The organism is Cupriavidus sp. SHE (assembly GCF_000812445.1).
In the GTDB taxonomy this organism is placed as follows: domain Bacteria; phylum Pseudomonadota; class Gammaproteobacteria; order Burkholderiales; family Burkholderiaceae; genus Cupriavidus; species Cupriavidus metallidurans.
This window is the reverse complement of record NZ_JWMB01000018.1, coordinates 201,564-218,730: the sequence shown is the minus strand read 5'-3', so window position 1 is coordinate 218,730 and position 17,167 is coordinate 201,564. Positions and strand designations below refer to the sequence as shown.

The 17,167-nt window shown below is 65.0% G+C and carries 14 protein-coding genes, 1 tRNA gene and 1 pseudogene; 5 read left to right on the top strand and 11 right to left on the bottom strand.

Annotated elements, in window-relative coordinates; genetic code table 11:
• Positions 1-64: 64 nt before the first annotated feature.
• From RN01_RS09365 to RN01_RS09340, 6 genes are all read right to left on the bottom strand, one after another.
• Positions 65-952, bottom strand: a complete 888-nt coding sequence (locus RN01_RS09365; RefSeq protein WP_011515324.1) for an HlyC/CorC family transporter — start codon at positions 950-952, stop codon at positions 65-67.
• A 144-nt stretch (positions 953-1,096) separates the two neighbouring features.
• Positions 1,097-1,834, bottom strand: coding sequence for an rRNA maturation RNase YbeY (ybeY, locus tag RN01_RS09360; protein ID WP_017511093.1), 738 nt, complete (start codon positions 1,832-1,834; stop codon positions 1,097-1,099).
• Between the two features lie 2 nt (positions 1,835-1,836).
• On the bottom strand, positions 1,837-2,832 hold the full coding sequence (locus RN01_RS09355) for a PhoH family protein (RefSeq protein ID WP_017511094.1): 996 nt from the start codon (positions 2,830-2,832) through the stop codon (positions 1,837-1,839).
• A 20-nt stretch (positions 2,833-2,852) separates the two neighbouring features.
• The gene (gene miaB / locus RN01_RS09350; RefSeq protein WP_017511095.1) at positions 2,853-4,205 is read right to left on the bottom strand and encodes a tRNA (N6-isopentenyl adenosine(37)-C2)-methylthiotransferase MiaB; all 1,353 of its coding nucleotides are present in this window, start codon (positions 4,203-4,205) and stop codon (positions 2,853-2,855) included.
• A gap of 63 nt (positions 4,206-4,268) precedes the next feature.
• Positions 4,269-4,646: a hypothetical protein gene (locus RN01_RS09345; RefSeq protein WP_017511096.1), complete on the bottom strand. Its 378-nt coding sequence runs from the start codon at positions 4,644-4,646 to the stop codon at positions 4,269-4,271.
• Between the two features lie 165 nt (positions 4,647-4,811).
• A complete protein-coding gene (locus tag RN01_RS09340) occupies positions 4,812-6,494 on the bottom strand; it encodes a ClcB-like voltage-gated chloride channel protein (RefSeq protein WP_011515329.1) in 1,683 nt (560 codons plus the stop codon).
• A gap of 239 nt (positions 6,495-6,733) precedes the next feature.
• On the opposite strand from RN01_RS09340, the gene RN01_RS09335 reads away from it, so the two are divergent.
• Together RN01_RS09335 and RN01_RS09330 are read left to right on the top strand one after the other, a co-directional pair.
• Positions 6,734-8,347, top strand: coding sequence for a DEAD/DEAH box helicase (locus RN01_RS09335; protein WP_024569472.1), 1,614 nt, complete (start codon positions 6,734-6,736; stop codon positions 8,345-8,347).
• A gap of 11 nt (positions 8,348-8,358) precedes the next feature.
• On the top strand, positions 8,359-9,405 hold the full coding sequence (locus RN01_RS09330; RefSeq protein ID WP_024569471.1) for a serine/threonine protein kinase: 1,047 nt from the start codon (positions 8,359-8,361) through the stop codon (positions 9,403-9,405).
• Between the two features lie 54 nt (positions 9,406-9,459).
• Here the strand turns inward: RN01_RS09330 and RN01_RS09325 are convergent, their stop codons facing one another.
• Positions 9,460-9,894: a universal stress protein gene (locus RN01_RS09325; protein WP_017514920.1), complete on the bottom strand. Its 435-nt coding sequence runs from the start codon at positions 9,892-9,894 to the stop codon at positions 9,460-9,462.
• Between the two features lie 329 nt (positions 9,895-10,223).
• Between RN01_RS09325 and RN01_RS09320 the strand changes: the two genes are divergently transcribed.
• From RN01_RS09320 to RN01_RS34585, 3 genes and pseudogenes are all read left to right on the top strand, one after another.
• Positions 10,224-10,847, top strand: coding sequence for a response regulator transcription factor (locus tag RN01_RS09320; protein WP_017514921.1), 624 nt, complete (start codon positions 10,224-10,226; stop codon positions 10,845-10,847).
• Between the two features lie 127 nt (positions 10,848-10,974).
• Positions 10,975-12,636 (top strand): pyridoxal-dependent aspartate 1-decarboxylase PanP, encoded by a 1,662-nt coding sequence (gene panP / locus RN01_RS09315; protein WP_017514922.1) that lies wholly within the window; start codon positions 10,975-10,977, stop codon positions 12,634-12,636.
• A 42-nt stretch (positions 12,637-12,678) separates the two neighbouring features.
• Positions 12,679-12,877: pseudogene (locus RN01_RS34585) on the top strand (hypothetical protein); the annotation flags it as partial.
• Positions 12,878-12,985: 108 nt separating this feature from the next.
• On the opposite strand, the gene RN01_RS09310 reads toward RN01_RS34585, so the two are convergent.
• The 4 genes from RN01_RS09310 to RN01_RS09295 all read right to left on the bottom strand — a co-directional run bounded on the left by RN01_RS09310 (position 12,986) and on the right by RN01_RS09295 (position 17,158).
• Positions 12,986-13,062 (bottom strand) — tRNA-Met (locus tag RN01_RS09310).
• A 168-nt stretch (positions 13,063-13,230) separates the two neighbouring features.
• The gene (locus RN01_RS09305; protein WP_017514350.1) at positions 13,231-14,928 is read right to left on the bottom strand and encodes an MFS transporter; all 1,698 of its coding nucleotides are present in this window, start codon (positions 14,926-14,928) and stop codon (positions 13,231-13,233) included.
• Between the two features lie 338 nt (positions 14,929-15,266).
• A complete protein-coding gene (locus RN01_RS09300; RefSeq protein WP_024569470.1) occupies positions 15,267-15,587 on the bottom strand; it encodes a DUF4212 domain-containing protein in 321 nt (106 codons plus the stop codon).
• A complete protein-coding gene (locus RN01_RS09295; RefSeq protein WP_017514348.1) occupies positions 15,584-17,158 on the bottom strand; it encodes a sensor histidine kinase in 1,575 nt (524 codons plus the stop codon). The genes RN01_RS09300 and RN01_RS09295 overlap by 4 nt, the downstream gene beginning before the upstream one ends.
• Positions 17,159-17,167 lie beyond the last annotated feature (9 nt).

Genomic DNA, 17,167 nt, shown 5'->3' with positions numbered 1-17,167 from the left:
CCCATTGGTGAGTCGGCCGAACCGGCCCGAGGAGTGCCCACGGCGCCGGGCGTGCCGACGCGCGTCATGCTTCGGCGACGAGAGCCGGTTCGGCGGGCGCCTCGCGGCGCACCAGCAGCAGGTGCACCTGGCGGGCATCCGCGCGCAGGACTTCAAACTGCATCGGCGGCAGCGTGATGATCTCGCCACGATGCGGCACATGCCCCACGTGGTTTGTGAGCAGGCCGCCGACCGTATCGACGTCGTCATCGGGAAATGCCGTGCCGAAGGTCTCGTTGAACTGCTCGATCTCGGTCAGGCCATGCACGCGCCAGGCGCCGTCGGCGGTAGGCAGGATGTTGTCATGGTCCTCGTCGAGGTCGAACTCGTCCTCGATGTCACCCACGATCTGTTCGAGCACGTCCTCGATCGTGACCAGACCGGCCACGCCGCCGTATTCGTCGACGACGATCGCGATGTGATTGCGATTGATACGGAACTCGCGCAGCAGAATGTTCAGCCGCTTCGATTCGGGGATGAACACGGCCGGGCGCAGCGTTTCGCGCAGGTCGAAGTTCGGGTCCGTGTAATAGCGCAGCAGGTCCTTGGCCAGCAGGATACCGATGATGTTGTCACGGTTGCCTTCGTAGACCGGAAAGCGCGAGTGCGCGGTCTGCTGCATGTACGGGATGAAGGTCTCCGGCGCGTCCGCGATGTTGACCGTGTCCATCTGCGCCCGGGGCACCATGATGTCGCGCGCGGTGAGTTCAGACACCTGGAACACGCCTTCGATCATCGACAAAGAGTCGGCGTCGATCAGGTTACGCTCGTGCGCGTCCTGCAGCACTTCCAGTAATTCGGCGCGGGTATCGGGCTCGGGAGAGATGAAGTCCGAAAGGCGTTCGAGTAGGGATCGTGGGCGATCCGTCTGCTTGTGATTGGCAGGTTTCGAACTGGGATAGGGGTCGTTCATGTCGCGGCTAGCGCGTGGTGGAGATCGTTTGAAGCATACACTAAAAGCCTTGCGGGCCCGTGACAGGGCCGGGTGGGGTGGCTGTCCGGGTGGCTTTTCGTGCTCCCCGCTCACGCTTGCGGGAGTGGGGAGCCAGACTGTCTGTTACTCGCGGATCGGCTTGTACGGATCCTCGAAACCCAGGGCCTGCAGCGTTTCGGTCTCGATGGCTTCCATTTCCTCGGCCTCGGTGTCGTCATCGTGCTCGTACCCCTGGGCATGGAGCACCCCGTGCACGATCAGATGGGCGTAGTGGGCTTCGAGGGACTTCTTCTGCGCCTTGGCTTCGGACTCCACTACCGGGCAGCACAGCACGATGTCGCCGGCCACCGGATCGTCGGCGTTCTCGGCATAGGCGAAAGTGAGCACGTTGGTGGCGTAGTCCTTGCCGCGATAGCTGCGGTTCAGCGTGCGGCCTTCCGTATCGTCGACGAAGCGCACTGTCAGCGTGGCGTCGGCATAGAGCGCGGACTTCACCCATTTTTCGATTTGCTTGCGGCTCGGCAGGCCGTTGCGCTTTGACACGCCGTCGCCATGCTGCACGTCAAGCTCGAGCGCTGGCGGGGTCGCCGGCGTGCCCGTGGTGGTGACGATCGGCGTGGCGGTCACGGCCACGGACAGCGCGTCGCTGTTGTCCGGGCGCACCAGCAGGCCAGCCTGCTGGCGGGTATCGGTGTGCTCGGCGAGCAGCGCCACCACGCCGTCGCCGGCCTGGGACAGGTCCAGCGTCAGGCTGCGGCCGTCGGCCAGCTGGATACGCAGCGCGTGCGCGTTTGCCTTGCGGGCGCGGCCATCGGCATCGAACAGCACGAGGCTGGTGGCATTGGGAGACTTCTTGGTCAAGATCAGGCGTCCTTGTGCTGGGCGTGATATTCGTCATAAGCCTCGACGATGCGCGCCACGAGCGGGTGGCGAACAACGTCGACGCTGGTAAAGCGCGTGAGCGACACCCCGCGCACGTCGCGCAGCACGTGCTGCGCCTCCACGAGGCCGCTCTTCTGGCCGCGCGGCAGGTCGATCTGGGTGGGGTCGCCGGTGATCACGGCCTTGGAGCCGAAGCCGATCCGCGTCAGGAACATCTTCATCTGTTCCGGCGTGGTGTTCTGTGCTTCGTCCAGGATGATGAACGCGTGATTGAGCGTGCGGCCGCGCATGTACGCGAGCGGCGCGATCTCGATCATCTGGCGTTCGAACATCTTCTGAGTGCGGTCAAAGCCGAGCAGGTCGTAGAGGGCGTCGTAGAGCGGGCGCAGGTACGGGTCGACCTTCTGCGCCAGGTCACCGGGCAGGAAACCGAGCCGTTCGCCTGCTTCCACGGCCGGGCGCGTCAGCACGATGCGCTTGACCACGTCGCGCTCGAGCGCGTCGACGGCGCAGGCCACGGCGAGGTAGGTCTTGCCGGTACCCGCCGGGCCGACGCCGAGCGTCAGATCGTGCGACAGGATGTTGCGCAGATAGTCGCGCTGCATGGCCGTACGGCCCTGAAGCCCGGTGCGGCGCGTATGCAGCACCGGCGATTCATCGTCGATGCTGGAACCGTCGTTGCCTTCCGTGCTCGGCAGGTAGGCGCCATGCGCGGCCACCTGACGCGATTCCACGAGCCCAAGCTGCACGTCGTCAATCGATAGCGCCACGCGGGCATTGTTGTAGAAGCGCTCCAGCGCCAGCGTCGCGTCCTGGGCGCGTTCGCCGCGCACCGTCATGCGGTGGCCGCGGCGCTGGATCGTCACGTCGAGCGCCTGCTCGATCTGGCGCAGGTTCTCGTCGAGCGGCCCGCACAGGTTCTGCAGGCGCGTGTTGTCGTCCCTGGGAGCGACGAATTCGGCGGTTGGAATCTTCATGGAGCCTTGTTGAACGGCGCTTACTGGCGCACGACGAACTCGCCGCGCAGCGAATGCGGGAATGCCTGCGTGACGTTCACGTCGACCATCTGGCCGATCATGCGGTCGCGCTGGGCCTGCGGCACGCCCGGCAGCGCGAAGTTGACCACGCGGTTGTTTTCGGTGCGGCCGTGCAGTTCGGTCGGGTCCTTGCGCGCCGGGCCTTCCACCAGGATGCGTTGAACCGTGCCGACCATACTCTGGCTGATGCGCTGCACGTTCTCCTCGATCGTGGCCTGCAGCAGTTGCAGGCGTCGCAGCTTGACCTCGTGCGGCGTGTCATCGTGCAGGTTCGCCGCCGGCGTGCCGGGGCGTGGGCTGAAGATGAACGAGAACGAGGTGTCGTAGCCGATCTCGTGAACCATGGCCATCAGCTTGTCGAAGTCGGCATCGGTCTCGCCGGGGAAGCCGACGATGAAGTCCGACGACATCGACATGTCCGGACGCAACGCGCGCAGCCGGCGGATGATGCTCTTGTACTCCAGCACGCTGTAACCGCGCTTCATGCCTGCCAGCACGCGATCGGACGCGTGCTGCACGGGCAGGTGCAGATGGTTCACCAGCTTGTCGCAACGGCCGTAGAGCTCGATCAGGCGCGACGTGAATTCCTTCGGGTGGCTGGTGGTGTAGCGGATGCGCTCGATGCCGGGGATTTCAGCCACGTACTCGATCAGCAGCGCGAAGTCGGCGATCTCGCTCGTGCCGCCCATCGCGCCGCGATAGGCGTTGACGTTCTGGCCCAGCAGCGTCACTTCGCGCACGCCCTGTTCGGCCAGCCCGGCCACTTCGGCCAGCACATCCTCGAACGGGCGGGACACTTCCTCGCCGCGGGTGTACGGCACCACGCAATAGCTGCAGTACTTCGAGCAGCCTTCCATGATCGACACGAACGCGCTCGGGCCGTCCACACGCGCCGGCGGCAGGTGGTCGAACTTCTCGATCTCCGGGAACGAGATGTCGACCTGCGACAGGCCGGTCTGCTGGCGGCGGTTGATCAGGTCGGGCAGGCGGTGCAGTGTCTGCGGGCCGAACACGACGTCGACATACGGCGCGCGCGACACGATCGAGGCGCCTTCCTGGCTGGCCACGCAGCCACCCACGCCGATCACCAGATCGGGTTTGGCGGCTTTCAGCGCCTTCATGCGACCCAGTTCGGAGAAGACTTTCTCCTGGGCCTTTTCGCGGATCGAACAGGTGTTGAACAGGATCACGTCGGCGTCTTCGACGTTGTCCGTGGGCTCCATGCCCTGCGTGGCGTTCAGCACGTCTACCATCTTGTCCGAGTCGTACTCGTTCATCTGGCAGCCGTACGTTTTGACAAATACCTTCTTCATGGTGCCGGTCTCAGTGGTTTACCTGGGGGCATCAAGGGCACAACAGGTTGAATCGAAAATGCGTCAGTGCGCGGCTTTCCAGGCCTTCACTTCGGCGTCGGTCATGACCCAGGCGGTCAGCAGCTGACCGTACAGGTCGAGCTTGTAGCGCACCGGGAATTTCTTGCCAGCCGCGGTGACCGGATTCATCAGCAGCGTTTCCGTGCTGAAGATGCGCAGGCCTGGCGCCATGCCAAAGGCCTTGCCGTCGAGCTTGGCGCGCATCGGATCCGTATCGGTCGATCGCACGATTTCCATGCGGGCCATCATGGCATCCGCAGGGATCACGCGCACCGGCGCGCCGGAAATCGGCTGGGTTTCCTGCGCCATGGCGGGGGCCACGGACATCAGCAGCGTCGCGGCGCACGCGACCAGCGACAGACGCGAAAACAGCATGGGCATGAAGGCTCCGGCAAAAGTGGCGAGTGAGTGGAACTACAACGCCACCGGCGCCGGACGCGGTCACCGCGGTCCCGAAAACGGCCGGCATCGCGCTGGCAGGATAGGCCGCGATTCTACCCTTTTGTCCCCGGATCGGGGACGGCGGCCCAGCCCGGTGTGGCGTATTCAGAACAAGGAGGAGGCTTCCTGCAGCACCCGTTGCTTGGACACAGTGCCCATCAGTTCGCGGCTGGTGGTGTCGCGGACCAACGGAATCCGGTTGATGCCATGGACCGAGAAAATCTCCAGCGCGTCACGCAGGCGCGAATCCGGCGTCAGCGACGGAAAGCCGAGGTCGCCGAGGTCCAGCAGATTTGCCGAGGGTGCATCGCGTTGGGCGCGCTGGACGGCATGGATCGAGATTGCCCCGATCAGCGCGCCGTCGGCATTGACCAGATACAGGTAGCGCGTGCCGGTCTCGGCAAACTTGTCGGCGGCCTGAGCCACGCTGGCGCCGGGGTCGATGACGGTGTCGGTCGGGTCGCACAGGCCCGCCAGCTGGAGCCTGCGGGCGCGCTCGGCGGCCGCGGAAGCCTGCTCGCGCTCCACCACCACGCTGTAGAGCGACAGGGTTTGGCAGCGCGACGCGGTGTAGTAGGCCGCCACGGCGCCAATCATCGACGGCAGCAGCAATGCCGGGGCCAGCGTCATCTCGAACACCATCAGCACCGACATTAGCGGCGCCTGGCTGGTAGCCGCCAGGAACGCGGTCATGCCGACCAGCGGCAGCACCGGGGCCATGCCGCCACCGGGCACGAGCATGGCCAGCAACTGGCCAAGGGCCGCGCCGACGAACAGCGATGGCGTGAAGACGCCACCCACCGCGCCCGAACCGATGCTGGCCACGGTGGCCACGAGCTTCGCCACCAGCACACCCCAGACCGGCACCGACAGCGGATGGCCCTGGAGGATCGTCTGGATCGTGAAGTAGCCGTTGCCGACCACCTCCGGCACCACGATCGCCAGCAGCCCGACCAGTGCGCCGCCGAGCGCCAGACGGGCGACCGGGCCACCGGGCACGTGACGGAAGCCGTTGCGCGCAATTGTGGTGGCGCGCATGAACAGGGCACCGGCCGCGCCGGCCAGCACGCCGAGCAAGACCGCTGCCATCAGCATCTGCGGGCGCAGGTCGGGTTCGATATGGAGGCCGGGATAGAGCGGTTGCAGGCCGCCATGCCACTGGCTGACCATCGCGCCCGCCACAGAGGCCAGGAACAGCGGCATCAGTCGCTGCACGGCCAGTGCGCCGAACACGACTTCGGCGACGAAGACGGCGGCCGAAAGCGGCGTGTGATAGACCGAAGCCAGGCCGGCTGCCGCGCCGCAGGCGGTCAGCATCCGGCGCATATTGGTGTCGCCCGAGGTGTGGTCGGCACGCGCCGACGGGAACAGCGAGCCGCATAGCGCCGCAAGCTGGATCATTGCGCCCTCCTTGCCGACCGAACTGCCCGAGATGATCGAGCAGAACGACGACAGCGAGCGCAGCAGCGTAATCTTCAGCGGCAGCTGCCCCGTGCCGCGAGACACCGCGTCCATGTAATCGGCCGGGCCGGGCTCGGCGGCAGCCAGGCGGTTGGCCAGCACGAGCAACCCACCGGCCAGCGCGCCGCCAAGTGCGGGGATCACCACGCGCCAGGCGACGGCGAGCCCGGCGAACACCATGACGATGTCCGCCTCGGTGCCGAACATGACCAGCCCGCTCGATTCGAGCGCGGCCTTGAACAGCGTCGTGACGATGCCGGCCAGGATCCCCACGGGGATGGCCGCGAAAAGCGTGACTTCTTGATCTTCGAGAAAACGGAGCCGCATGGCGATGAGCGGTGACGTGGGGCGCCGGGCCGGGTGGCCGCAATGATAGCGCAGCGCCACCTCGTTATCGTATCGCTCCGGGCCTCGCGCCAGACTGGTACACTACGGCCCTTTCCTGATCGGAGACGGGGGCAATCGACCTGTCCCACCGAACCTGACCCTCAGGTTACGGTTTTCTACCCGAGCTGCCCCACGATTGGCGCACTTTCTTGCGCGACGGGCGGCCGAAGCGTCATTTCATGTCTTTTTCCGAACTCGGCTTGTCCGACAAGCTGGTGCGTGCCGTGGCCGAACAGGGCTACACCACGCCGACCCCGATTCAGGCGCAAGCCATTCCCGCAATTCTCAAAGGTGGCGATCTTCTTGCCGGTGCGCAAACCGGCACCGGCAAGACGGCAGGTTTCACGCTGCCGATGCTGCAATTGCTCTCCGAAACCGCCGCGCGCGCCAATGGCGGCAATGCGCCCCGCGGCGCGCGCCCGAACGTGCGTGCGCTGGTGCTGACGCCCACGCGTGAACTGGCCGCGCAGGTCGAAGAGAGCGTGCGCAACTATGGCAAGTATCTGAAGCTGCGTTCGATGGTGATGTTCGGCGGTGTCGGCATCAATCCGCAGATCGAGGCGCTCAGGCGCGGTGTCGATATCGTGGTGGCCACGCCTGGCCGTCTGCTGGACCACGTGTCGCAGCGCACGATCGACCTCTCGCACGTCGAACTGCTGGTGCTCGATGAAGCCGACCGCATGCTCGACATGGGCTTCATCCACGATATCCGCAAGGTCCTGAACGTTCTGCCGCCCAAGCGCCAGAACCTGCTGTTCTCGGCCACGTTCTCGGACGATATCCGCGCGCTGGCCGATCGCCTGCTGGACAACCCTGCGTCGATCGAGGTGGCACGCCGCAATACCACGGCGGAAACCGTGGCGCAGCGCGTGTTCCCGGTCGACCGGGAACGCAAGCGCGAACTGCTGGCCCATCTGGTGCGCCAGCACGACTGGCATCAGGTGCTGGTGTTCACGCGTACCAAGCATGGCGCCAACCGGCTGGCTGAACAACTGGCCAAAGATGGCCTCTCCGCGCTGGCGATCCACGGCAACAAGAGCCAGTCGGCCCGCACGCGCGCGCTGACCGAGTTCAAGGCCGGCACGCTGCGCCTGCTGGTGGCCACCGACATCGCCGCACGTGGCATCGACATCGACCAGCTCCCGCACGTGGTCAACTTCGATCTGCCCAACGTGCCCGAGGACTACGTGCACCGTATCGGCCGTACCGGTCGTGCCGGCGCCGAAGGCGAGGCGATCTCGCTGGTCTGCGTGGACGAGCATGGCCTGCTGCGCGATATCGAGCGCCTGATCAAGCGCCAGATCGAGCAGGTGCTGCTGCCCGGTTTCGAAGTCGATCCGAGCATCAAGGCCGAGCCGATCCAGAAGGGCCGGCAGCAGCAGCAGCGTGGCGGTCAGCCGCGCGGCAACGGCCAGGGGAATGCCGGCAACGGTGGCGAGCGCCGCCAGCCGCGCGCCGCGCAAGGTGAGCGTCAGGAAGCGCCGCGCCAACCGCGTCCGGCACAACCGGCGCGTGGCGAGGCCCGTAACGGCAACGCCGGAGGCAGTGGTAATGCGCCGCGTACCGGGCAGGGAGGCGGGCGCGGCAACGGCCACGCCAATAGCACCGCCAATAGCACCGCCAAGGGCACGGCCAAGGGCAATGCGCAGGGCAATGCGAACGCCAGGGGTGCGAACCCGCGTCCGCAGCAAGCGCGTCCGGCTCAGGACAACACTGCTGCGTCGCCCGCTCGCAATCGTCGGCCGGCCCCGCAGGCGGCCCTGCTCGGCGGTGGCCGCAAGCCCGCCCACTGATCGCATCCATCATGAGCGAGCCGGATCGTCCCTCGTCGACCGATGACGTCCCCTACGCGGGACTGACCCCCGAGTGCATCCTCGATGCGCTCGAGGCGGTGGGGTTCTATCCGGACGGGCGCCTGCTGGCGCTCAACAGCTACGAGAACCGCGTCTGGCAGGTGGGCATCGAGGATGCCGCGCCGGTCGTCGCCAAGTTTTATCGGCCGGGCCGCTGGACCGATGCGGCGATCCTTGAGGAACATGCATTCGTGCAGCAGCTGGCCGGTGCGGAAGTGCCTGCTGTGCCGGCCCTGACAGCCAACAGCGGCGACCAGTCCGGCACCACGCTGTTCACACACGAGGGCTTCCGCTTCGCAGTGTTTCCACGCTGCGGGGGCCGCGAACCCGCGCTCGACAAGGCCGAAACCCGTACCTGGCTCGGGCGCTTCATCGGCCGTATTCACGCCATCGGCGCCACCGCGCCATACCAGGCGCGGCCAGCGCTGGATATCGACACCTTCGGCATTGCATCGCGCGACTATCTGCTCGCGCACGACTGCATTCCCGCCGACCTGCTGGCGCCCTGGCGTGCGGCGGCGGACCTCGCGCTGGACGGTGTGCGCCGCTGCTACGAGCGTGCCGGAGAGGTTCGCCTGTTGCGTCTGCATGGGGATTGCCATCGGGGCAATGTGTTGTGGATCGACGAAGAGGATGCACGCGGCCGGGGCACACCCGGGCCGCATTTCGTTGATTTCGATGACAGCCGCATGGGACCGGCCGTGCAGGATCTGTGGATGCTGCTGGAGGGAGACCGCGCGGCGATGCAGGACCAGTTGGCCGACATCGTGGCGGGTTACGAGGACTTCGCGGAATTCGATGCGAGGGAGCTCTGGCTAGTCGAGGCACTTCGCACGCTGCGCCTGTTGCACTACAGCGCGTGGCTGGCCAGCCGATGGCGCGATCCCGCCTTTCCGGCCGCGTTTCCGTGGTTCGGTACGGCGCGTTACTGGCAGGATCGCATTCTGGAGTTGCGCGAACAGATCGCGCTCATGGACGAGGCGCCGCTCTGGGCCTGAAATCAGCCCGAAGTCGCGCCGTCATGGAACAGCTTGGCCCGAACGGGCCGGCCTTCAGCTTTTTTCCGGCTTGACCATGATTACCGGGCAGCCGGCGTGCGCCAGCACGCGGCCCGCGACCGAACCAATCACCGCATCAAGGAACGAGCCACGTCCGTGGGTACCCATGACAATGGCGCCCGCGTCGACCGACTTCGCGTAGGCCACGATCTTCTCCGGCGGGAATCCGTGCAGCGCGTGCTGCTCGAACCGTACCTTGGCCGCTGACAGGATTTCGCAGACCGATGCCATCGCCTTGCCGCTTTCTTCCTGGTGCCAGGCGTCGATGGTTTCCTTGCTGACGAATGCGCGTACCTGCCCGGTTACGTCGGGCGTGATATGGATGACGTGGACGGTGAAGCCGGTCTGCAGCAGTTTGCCGTCGGCAAGGAAGCGCGCTGCCGCGTCGCTGAAAGCGGAACCGTCGGTGGCAAGTACGATTTGGGGCATGTTTGGATCTCCTGATTTGAAGGGGGTCTGCAACTGCTAGCTTCCATCATGGCACGTGCCTGATGCTACACCTCTAACTTAGGTCAATTCCCGTTAAATTTTTTAAAGATTTCATGATTGTCATCTGCACTGGGAGCCTCTGCGGCCACAGATCTCCGGTGTCTGGTGTCGCGCGGAATTGGTGAAATCCGACGGAAACAAGTCCGCAACATCCGAAATGTCCGCATGATGGTCTGGAAATTTCGAAGTGCATCGCTGGCGCCTTCCACATCCGGCGCATGACCGGACGACCTATGCTCTCCGCACGTTCGTTTCATCGGAGAAATCGTATGTCCAATGCGCTCGTAATCGACAATCATCCTGGTGTACGCGCGGCGGCCTCCGCCGCGTTGATGGAAAGCATGGGCTTCGAGGAAGTCCGCCTGGCCACAACTGCCACTGAAGCCTTGGAGGAACTGCGCACAAGACAGCGCCCCGACCTGGTAATGGTGGACCTGGATCTCGGCGATCTGCCGGGCGATGCCGTGGTGGAGGAGGTGGTGTCCCATCACCCGTCAACGCGCGTGCTGGTGCTGTCAGCCGCATCCGGCGCTGCCGAACGCGCGTTGCTCAGCGGCGCGCACGGGTATGTCGACAAGGGCAACGGCATCGGCGGTATCGAGCATGCCGTGCGCGCGGTCATGAGTGGCTATGCCGCATTTCCGCTGGCCCTGCTTACGACGATTCGCCGCGCGGCCAATGCGCCGGTCGATCCGATCTATGTCTTGAGCCGACGCGAGCTGACCGTCATGCGTTTCCTCGCGGCCGGGCATTCCAATAAGGCGATCTCCGTGGTGCTTGGTATCAGCAACAAGACCGTGAGCTCGCACAAGGCCAGCATCATGACCAAGCTGGGGTTCCGTTCCCTGATCGATCTGGCCGAGTTTGCGCGGCGGCATCATCTGGCCTGCTGACGGGCGCCTGGGCGGTCGCGCGATCGGGCGGGCGAGCAGCGCCGGCCTCGGCTTATCCGGCATAATCCCAGCGATTCGCCGCCGCTGCAGCGGCGGCACCACACTGGACTGGGACTGGAATAGGCACATGAAGGCGCGCAAGGCGGGGAGGTCAGACAACGCTCGCGAGGCAACCGGCAACGACGCGGAAATGGGTGAGGGCTGTCCGCTGCACTGGTTCGATGCGGACCTTGGCGCGTTCGACGACCTGGAGCGGCGCGTTGCCGAGCACCCCGCGGACTTCTTTGCCGGCCAGGACTTCGATCCGGTTGGTGCCTGCGCGACGCGCGAGGCGTCCTTCGCCTCGGTCCAGATACCGGAAGATCCGACCGCGCCGCAGCAACACGCGGATCATCTGCTCAACGATGTGTTCCGGCATGTGATGCCCGTGGCGTCGCCAACGTTCGTCGGTCACATGACGTCGTCGCTGCCATCGTTCATGCCGTCGCTGGCCAAGATCGTGGCGGCGCTGAACCAGAACGTGGTCAAGCTTGAAACGTCGGGTGCATTGACGGGACTGGAGCGTCAGGTGATCGGGATGCTGCATCACCTGGTCTTTGCGCGGGACGACGCGTTCTACGCGCAATGGCTGCACAATGCCGAGCATTCTCTCGGAGCGTTCTGCTCGGGCGGCACCACGGCCAATCTCACCGCGCTCTGGGCCAGCCGCAACAACACGCTGCGCGCGCGCGACGGCTTCGCGGGCATCAACCAGGCAGGGCTGGTAGCGGCGCTGCGGCACTACGGTTACGCCGGGCTGGCGATCATCGTGTCGGAGCGCGGCCATTATTCGCTGCGCAAGGCGGCGGATATCCTCGGCATTGGCCGCGAGAATCTGGTGCCGGTAGGCGTCGATGAAGACGGGCGGATGCGCGTCGACCTGTTGCGCGAGACATTGCGCGATCTTCAACAACGCAACATCCGGACAGTGGCGATTGTCGGTATCGCCGGCACCACTGAGACCGGCGCGGTGGACCCGCTCGATGCCATTGCCGATGTGGCGCAGGAGGTCGGCTGCCACTTTCACGTGGACGCCGCGTGGGGAGGGGCCACGCTGCTCTCCGAGCGCGAGCGCGCGCGCTTTGCCGGGATCGAGCGCGCGGATTCGGTCGTCATCGACGCGCACAAGCAGTTCTATGTGCCGATGGGCGCAGGCATGGTGCTGTTCCGCGATCCGGCGTGGACGCAGGACATCATCCAGCACGCAAACTACATCGTGCGGAAGGGCTCGGTGGACCTGGGGCGCCATACGCTCGAAGGGTCCCGCGGCTCGGCGGCCGTCATGCTCTATGCGAACCTGCACCTGCTTGGCCGCAAGGGGCTGGCGAAGCTGATCGATACGGGCATCGACAACGCGAAGTACTTCGCGTCGCTGATCGAGCAGCAGCCCGACTTCGAACTGGACAGCCGGCCGCAGCTTTGCATCCTCACCTACCGCTATGTGCCGGCGCCGGTGCGGGCGGCGTTGTTTTCGGCCTCGCCGGAAAAGCGCGAACAACTGCTCGATGCGCTCGACGCGCTGACCATCAACATCCAGGAAATGCAGCGCGACGCAGGCCGCTCGTTCGTGTCGCGGACGCAGTTGACGTCGTCCCAGTGGGGTGGGCGTCCGATCGCGGTGTTCCGTGTGGTGCTGGCGAATCCCGATACGACGCACGAGATCCTGCAGGGCCTTCTGGAAGAGCAGCGTGAGCTGGCGATGCAGAGTCCGATGCTGCCTGGGCTAATGGCGGTGGTTGGTGGCCAATGAGGCTCCGCCGCAGTCTATGGCGGATGGATAGCCTCCTTGCTGGCCACGATCTGGAGCATAAAGCGGAACCCCGCCTTCGGCTTCGTCCAAAACGCCCTGGACGTTCCTTTGGCCGCGGGCGTCCTGTATGCATCGACCGGACTGCTGCCTGCCGTTCCCGATGATCGCCGCGCCAGCGATGAGCCTCAGTTCTGCGTCGGTAGTAACCAATGCGTTGCGGCTGGGTAGGGCGAGGATGTAGGAGAGGGTGGGTTCTCGGGCGCTGGTGGCAGCAGAGGCCGCCGGCGCGTTCCAACGACCCAAAACAAAAAGCCGCAATCCCGTGAAGGACTGCGGCTTCTCAAATAGATGGTGGCGAATCAGGGACTCGAACCCCGGACCTGCGGATTATGATTCCGTCGCTCTAACCAACTGAGCTAATTCGCCAACGAAGACCGCAATTATACCTGTGCCTTTTAGGCTGTCAACACCTTTGTGACAACTTTCTGCAAGCCTCGGTGGCTGCCAAAAAAAACGGCAGGCGCAAGGCCTGCCTGGGAAGCGGAGACCAGCCTGCCGGCTGGCCATCCTGAGCGAAGGTTCGCCGACTGACGATCAGTCGTTCGCGTAGATATCCACGTCCTTGGTCTCGCGGACGAACAGCGCGCCCAGCACGAAGGTCATGGCCGCGATGATGATCGGGTACCAGAGGCCGTAGTAGATGTTGCCGTTCTGCGCCACCAGGGCGAAGGAGATCGTCGGCAGCAGGCCACCGAACCAGCCGTTGCCGATGTGGTACGGCAGGGACATCGACGAATACCGGATGCGGGTCGGGAACATTTCCACCAGCATCGCGGCGATCGGGCCATAGACCATGGTCACGTAGATCACCAGGATCACCAGGACCACCAGCACCATGATCGTATTCATCTGCGCCGGGTCTGCCTTGGTCGGATAGCCGGCCGCGCTCATGGAGTCGCTCACTTCCTTCTTGAACGCCGCGATCTGCTTCTTGCTGGCGTCGTCGAAGCTGTGGCCGCCGGTCACGGTGGCGTCGAAGGCCTTGATTTCCTTTTCGCCGATCTTCACCGAAGCCATCGTGCCGGCCGGGGCCTGCACCACTTCATAGCTGGCCGATGCCTGGGCCAGCGTGCGCTTGACGATATCGCACGAGCTGCGGAAGTCGATTTCGCGAGCGATCGGGCTGCCCTGGAACGAGCAGGTCTTCGGGTCGGCCGTGACCACGATCTGCGCGGTCTGCTGCGCGCGTTCCAGCGCAGGGTTGGCGTAGTGGGTCATCGCCTTGAACAGCGGGAAGTAGGTCAGCACGGCCAGCGCGCAGCCCAGCATGATGATCCATTTGCGGCCGATCTTGTCCGACAGCGAGCCGAAGAAGATGAAGAACGGCGTGCCAATCACCAGTGCGCCGGCGATCAGCAGGTTGGCCGTCTTGGCGTCCACCTTCAGCACCTGCGTCAGGAAGAACAGCGAGTAGAACTGGCCGGTGTACCAGACCACGGCCTGGCCGGCGGTCAGGCCTACCAGCGCCAGGATCACGATCTTCAGGTTGCGCCATTGACCGAATGCCTCGGTCAGCGGTGCCTTCGAGGTCTTGCCCTCGGCCTTCATCTTCTGGAAGGCCGGCGACTCGCTCATCGACAGGCGGATATACACGGACATGGCCAGCAGCAGGATCGAGACCAGGAACGGGATGCGCCAGCCCCACGTGTCGAACTGCGGGCCCGTGAGTTCACGGCACAGCAGAATGACGATCAGGGACAGGAACAGGCCCAGTGTGGCGGTGGTCTGGATCCAGGCGGTGTAGGCGCCGCGCTTGCCGTGCGGAGCGTGTTCAGCCACGTAGGTGGCCGCGCCGCCGTACTCGCCGCCGAGCGCCAGGCCCTGCAACATACGCAGTGCAATCAGGATGATCGGTGCTGCCCAGCCGATCGTGGCGTAGCCGGGCAACAGGCCGACGATGAATGTCGACAAGCCCATGATCAGGATTGTCACCAGGAAGGTGTACTTGCGGCCGATCATGTCGCCGAGACGACCGAACACCAGCGCGCCGAACGGACGCACGATGAAGCCTGCCGCGAACGCCAGCAGCGCGAAGATAAATGCGGAAGTGGGGTCGAGGCCCGCGAAGAACTGCTTGGCGATCACCGCCGCCAGCGAACCGTACAGATAAAAGTCGTACCACTCGAACACCGTGCCGAGCGACGAGGCCAGAATGACCTTCTTTTCCTCGCGCGTCATCGGCGCATTGTGGGCTTTGCCGCCAGGCATTGCCACGTTTTGCGCGTTTGCCATTGTTGTCTCCTCCGTCTGTCGAAAGGGTCCCCGGTCTGGCCGTGTCTTGCGCTTGAGGTATCCGCGCGTGCCGGCCTCTGCACCGAAGCTGCAAAGGATTGTGGGAGGCGAAACTTACTGAGTTCTGACAGAGTTCCCGTAAAACGTGCCGGATTCGTCGGGGTATACGCTAGACGTTTCGAGGCTGCTTTCAGCGGGGTACTTGCTGCGTTGCGTCGGTCGGAAACCTGCAAACCGCCTGGCTTATGGGGGTACGGGATTCTTGCTTTGCAGCATTGGCGCACGTCACGCGGCATAGTCGTCGAATTGCCCCTTACGAGGGGTGCCGCGTGTTTGCGTCAGGATCGGCCGGCGGGATCGGTGGGTAGTGCGGGATGGGTTTCGGCGTCTGATGTCTCGCTGTCGATTTCGCGATCCACCCGATTCATGTGCCAGGCGTAGAGCGCGGCCATCGCTACATATACGATCAGCGCGCCCTGCGCGGCCGCCCAGAACGAGAAGGGCCAGCCGAAGAAGTCGAAACGCAGTTCGCGTGCGAACCAGCTGACGACGAACGTCACAACGAACCAGATCACCAGCAGCACGGCGATCCAGCGCAAATTGTGGCGCCAGGCAAGCCGCTCGCGCGGCGTCATGCGGTCGGGCGGGGCTTTCCTCATGTGTTGGTCTCTTCCGGCGGCGCGCGGCGCAGCGTCACGTGGAACCGGGCGCCGGCCAGGCGAGGCTCGGTCTGGTACACGTTGTCGTCGATGGATATTTCGCCGCCGTGCTGCTGCACGATCTCGCGCACGATGGCCAGCCCCAGTCCGCTGCCTTCGGTGTTGGTGCCGAGCACACGATAGAAACGCTCCATCACGCGTCCGCGCTCGCTCGGGGGGATGCCCGGCCCCGTGTCTTCCACATCGAGATACGCGAACGGTTCGAATGCATCGGCGATGACGCGCACCGTGGCATGCCCGCCGGGCGGCGTGTAGCGAATGGCGTTGTCGACGAGGTTGTTGAGCATCTCCGTCAGCATCACGCGATTGCCCGTGACCATCACGGGATGCTCGTCGCCTTCCAGGCCAAGGTCGATCTGCCGCGCCCATGCCTGGGGCAGCAGGTCCTTGACCACGTCGCGCGCCAGCGCGGTCAGGTTCACCGGTGTCATGCCGCCTACCCCTGCCAGATTCTCCATGCGTGCCAGCGACAGCAACTGGGTGACCAGATGCGCGGTGCGTTTGGAGCTGCCGGCGATCTGCGCCAGCGACCGGTGCAGTTCCTCCGGTGATTGCTCGCGCTGGGCCAGTTCCGCCTGCATGCGCAGACCCGCGAGCGGTGTCTTCATCTGGTGTGCGGCATCGGCAATGAAGCGTTTCTGTGTCTGCACCGACTGCTCGAGTTGCGACAGCAAGTCGTTGAAAGATGCCACCAGCGGCGTGATCTCCTGCGGCGCCGCGCGCTCGTCGATCGGGCTCGTGTCGCCGGGATTGCGCGCGCGGATGCGCTGCTGGATCGCGGTCAGCGGTGCCAGCCCGCGCGTGAGGCCAAACCACACCAGCACCACCGCGAGCGGCAGGATCACGAACTGCGGCAGGATGACGCCCTTGATGATTTCATTGGCCAGCCGCGCGCGCTTGTCCAGCGTCTCGGCCACCTGCACCAGCACGGGCTGGGCGCCGTTGACGTTCTTCAGGTCGACGTAGGTATAGGCGACGCGCACATCGTTGCCGGCCACGCGATCGTCGCGCAGCGATACCAGCCCGGCATGTCCCTCTTCGTCCTCGGACGGAAGCGGCAGGTCGTGATCACCCGCCACGTATTCGCCGTGCTTGCCTACCACCAGGTAGTAGATGTTGTCGGTCTCGTCGGCGCGCAGGATCTCCCGCGCGGACAGTGGAAGCTGTAGCGTGACGCGGCCGTTGACCTCGCGCACCTGCTGCGACAGCACGATGGCGCTTGCTTCGAGCGCGCGGTCGAACGGCCCGTTGGCAATTGATTTGGCAACGAGGTATGTGACGGCGATGCTCATCGGCCAGAGCAGCAAAAGCGGCGCGAGCATCCAGTCGAGAATCTCGCCAAACAGCGAGCGGGGCGCAGGGTGCGCCGAGGTTTCCTCGAGGTGTGGCAGGGCGTCGGCCAGCGCCTGGTCTTCGGCCGCGGCATCGGCCAGCGTGGGCCGGGTGGGGTCCGTCGCGCGTGCGGGGCCCGCGGCGGAACGGCGTCGCCACGGCAGTCGCAGCAGGCTCATGCGCGATCA

What these genes read in the sequence shown, in the direction of transcription:
- RN01_RS09300 (WP_024569470.1), bottom strand. Translation starts at nt 15,587, where the DNA reads ATGAGGAAAGCCCCGCCCGACCGCATGACGCCGCGCGAGCGGCTTGCC.
- RN01_RS09340 (WP_011515329.1), bottom strand. Translation starts at nt 6,494, where the DNA reads ATGCGGCTCCGTTTTCTCGAAGATCAAGAAGTCACGCTTTTCGCGGCC.
- RN01_RS09325 (WP_017514920.1), bottom strand. Translation starts at nt 9,894, where the DNA reads ATGCCCCAAATCGTACTTGCCACCGACGGTTCCGCTTTCAGCGACGCG.
- RN01_RS09365 (WP_011515324.1), bottom strand. Translation starts at nt 952, where the DNA reads ATGAACGACCCCTATCCCAGTTCGAAACCTGCCAATCACAAGCAGACG.
- RN01_RS09335 (WP_024569472.1), top strand. Translation starts at nt 6,734, where the DNA reads ATGTCTTTTTCCGAACTCGGCTTGTCCGACAAGCTGGTGCGTGCCGTG.
- RN01_RS09305 (WP_017514350.1), bottom strand. Translation starts at nt 14,928, where the DNA reads ATGGCAAACGCGCAAAACGTGGCAATGCCTGGCGGCAAAGCCCACAAT.
- RN01_RS09355 (WP_017511094.1), bottom strand. Translation starts at nt 2,832, where the DNA reads ATGAAGATTCCAACCGCCGAATTCGTCGCTCCCAGGGACGACAACACG.
- panP (WP_017514922.1), top strand. Translation starts at nt 10,975, where the DNA reads ATGAAGGCGCGCAAGGCGGGGAGGTCAGACAACGCTCGCGAGGCAACC.
- RN01_RS09320 (WP_017514921.1), top strand. Translation starts at nt 10,224, where the DNA reads ATGTCCAATGCGCTCGTAATCGACAATCATCCTGGTGTACGCGCGGCG.
- RN01_RS09330 (WP_024569471.1), top strand. Translation starts at nt 8,359, where the DNA reads ATGAGCGAGCCGGATCGTCCCTCGTCGACCGATGACGTCCCCTACGCG.
- RN01_RS09345 (WP_017511096.1), bottom strand. Translation starts at nt 4,646, where the DNA reads ATGCCCATGCTGTTTTCGCGTCTGTCGCTGGTCGCGTGCGCCGCGACG.
- miaB (WP_017511095.1), bottom strand. Translation starts at nt 4,205, where the DNA reads ATGAAGAAGGTATTTGTCAAAACGTACGGCTGCCAGATGAACGAGTAC.
- RN01_RS09295 (WP_017514348.1), bottom strand. Translation starts at nt 17,158, where the DNA reads ATGAGCCTGCTGCGACTGCCGTGGCGACGCCGTTCCGCCGCGGGCCCC.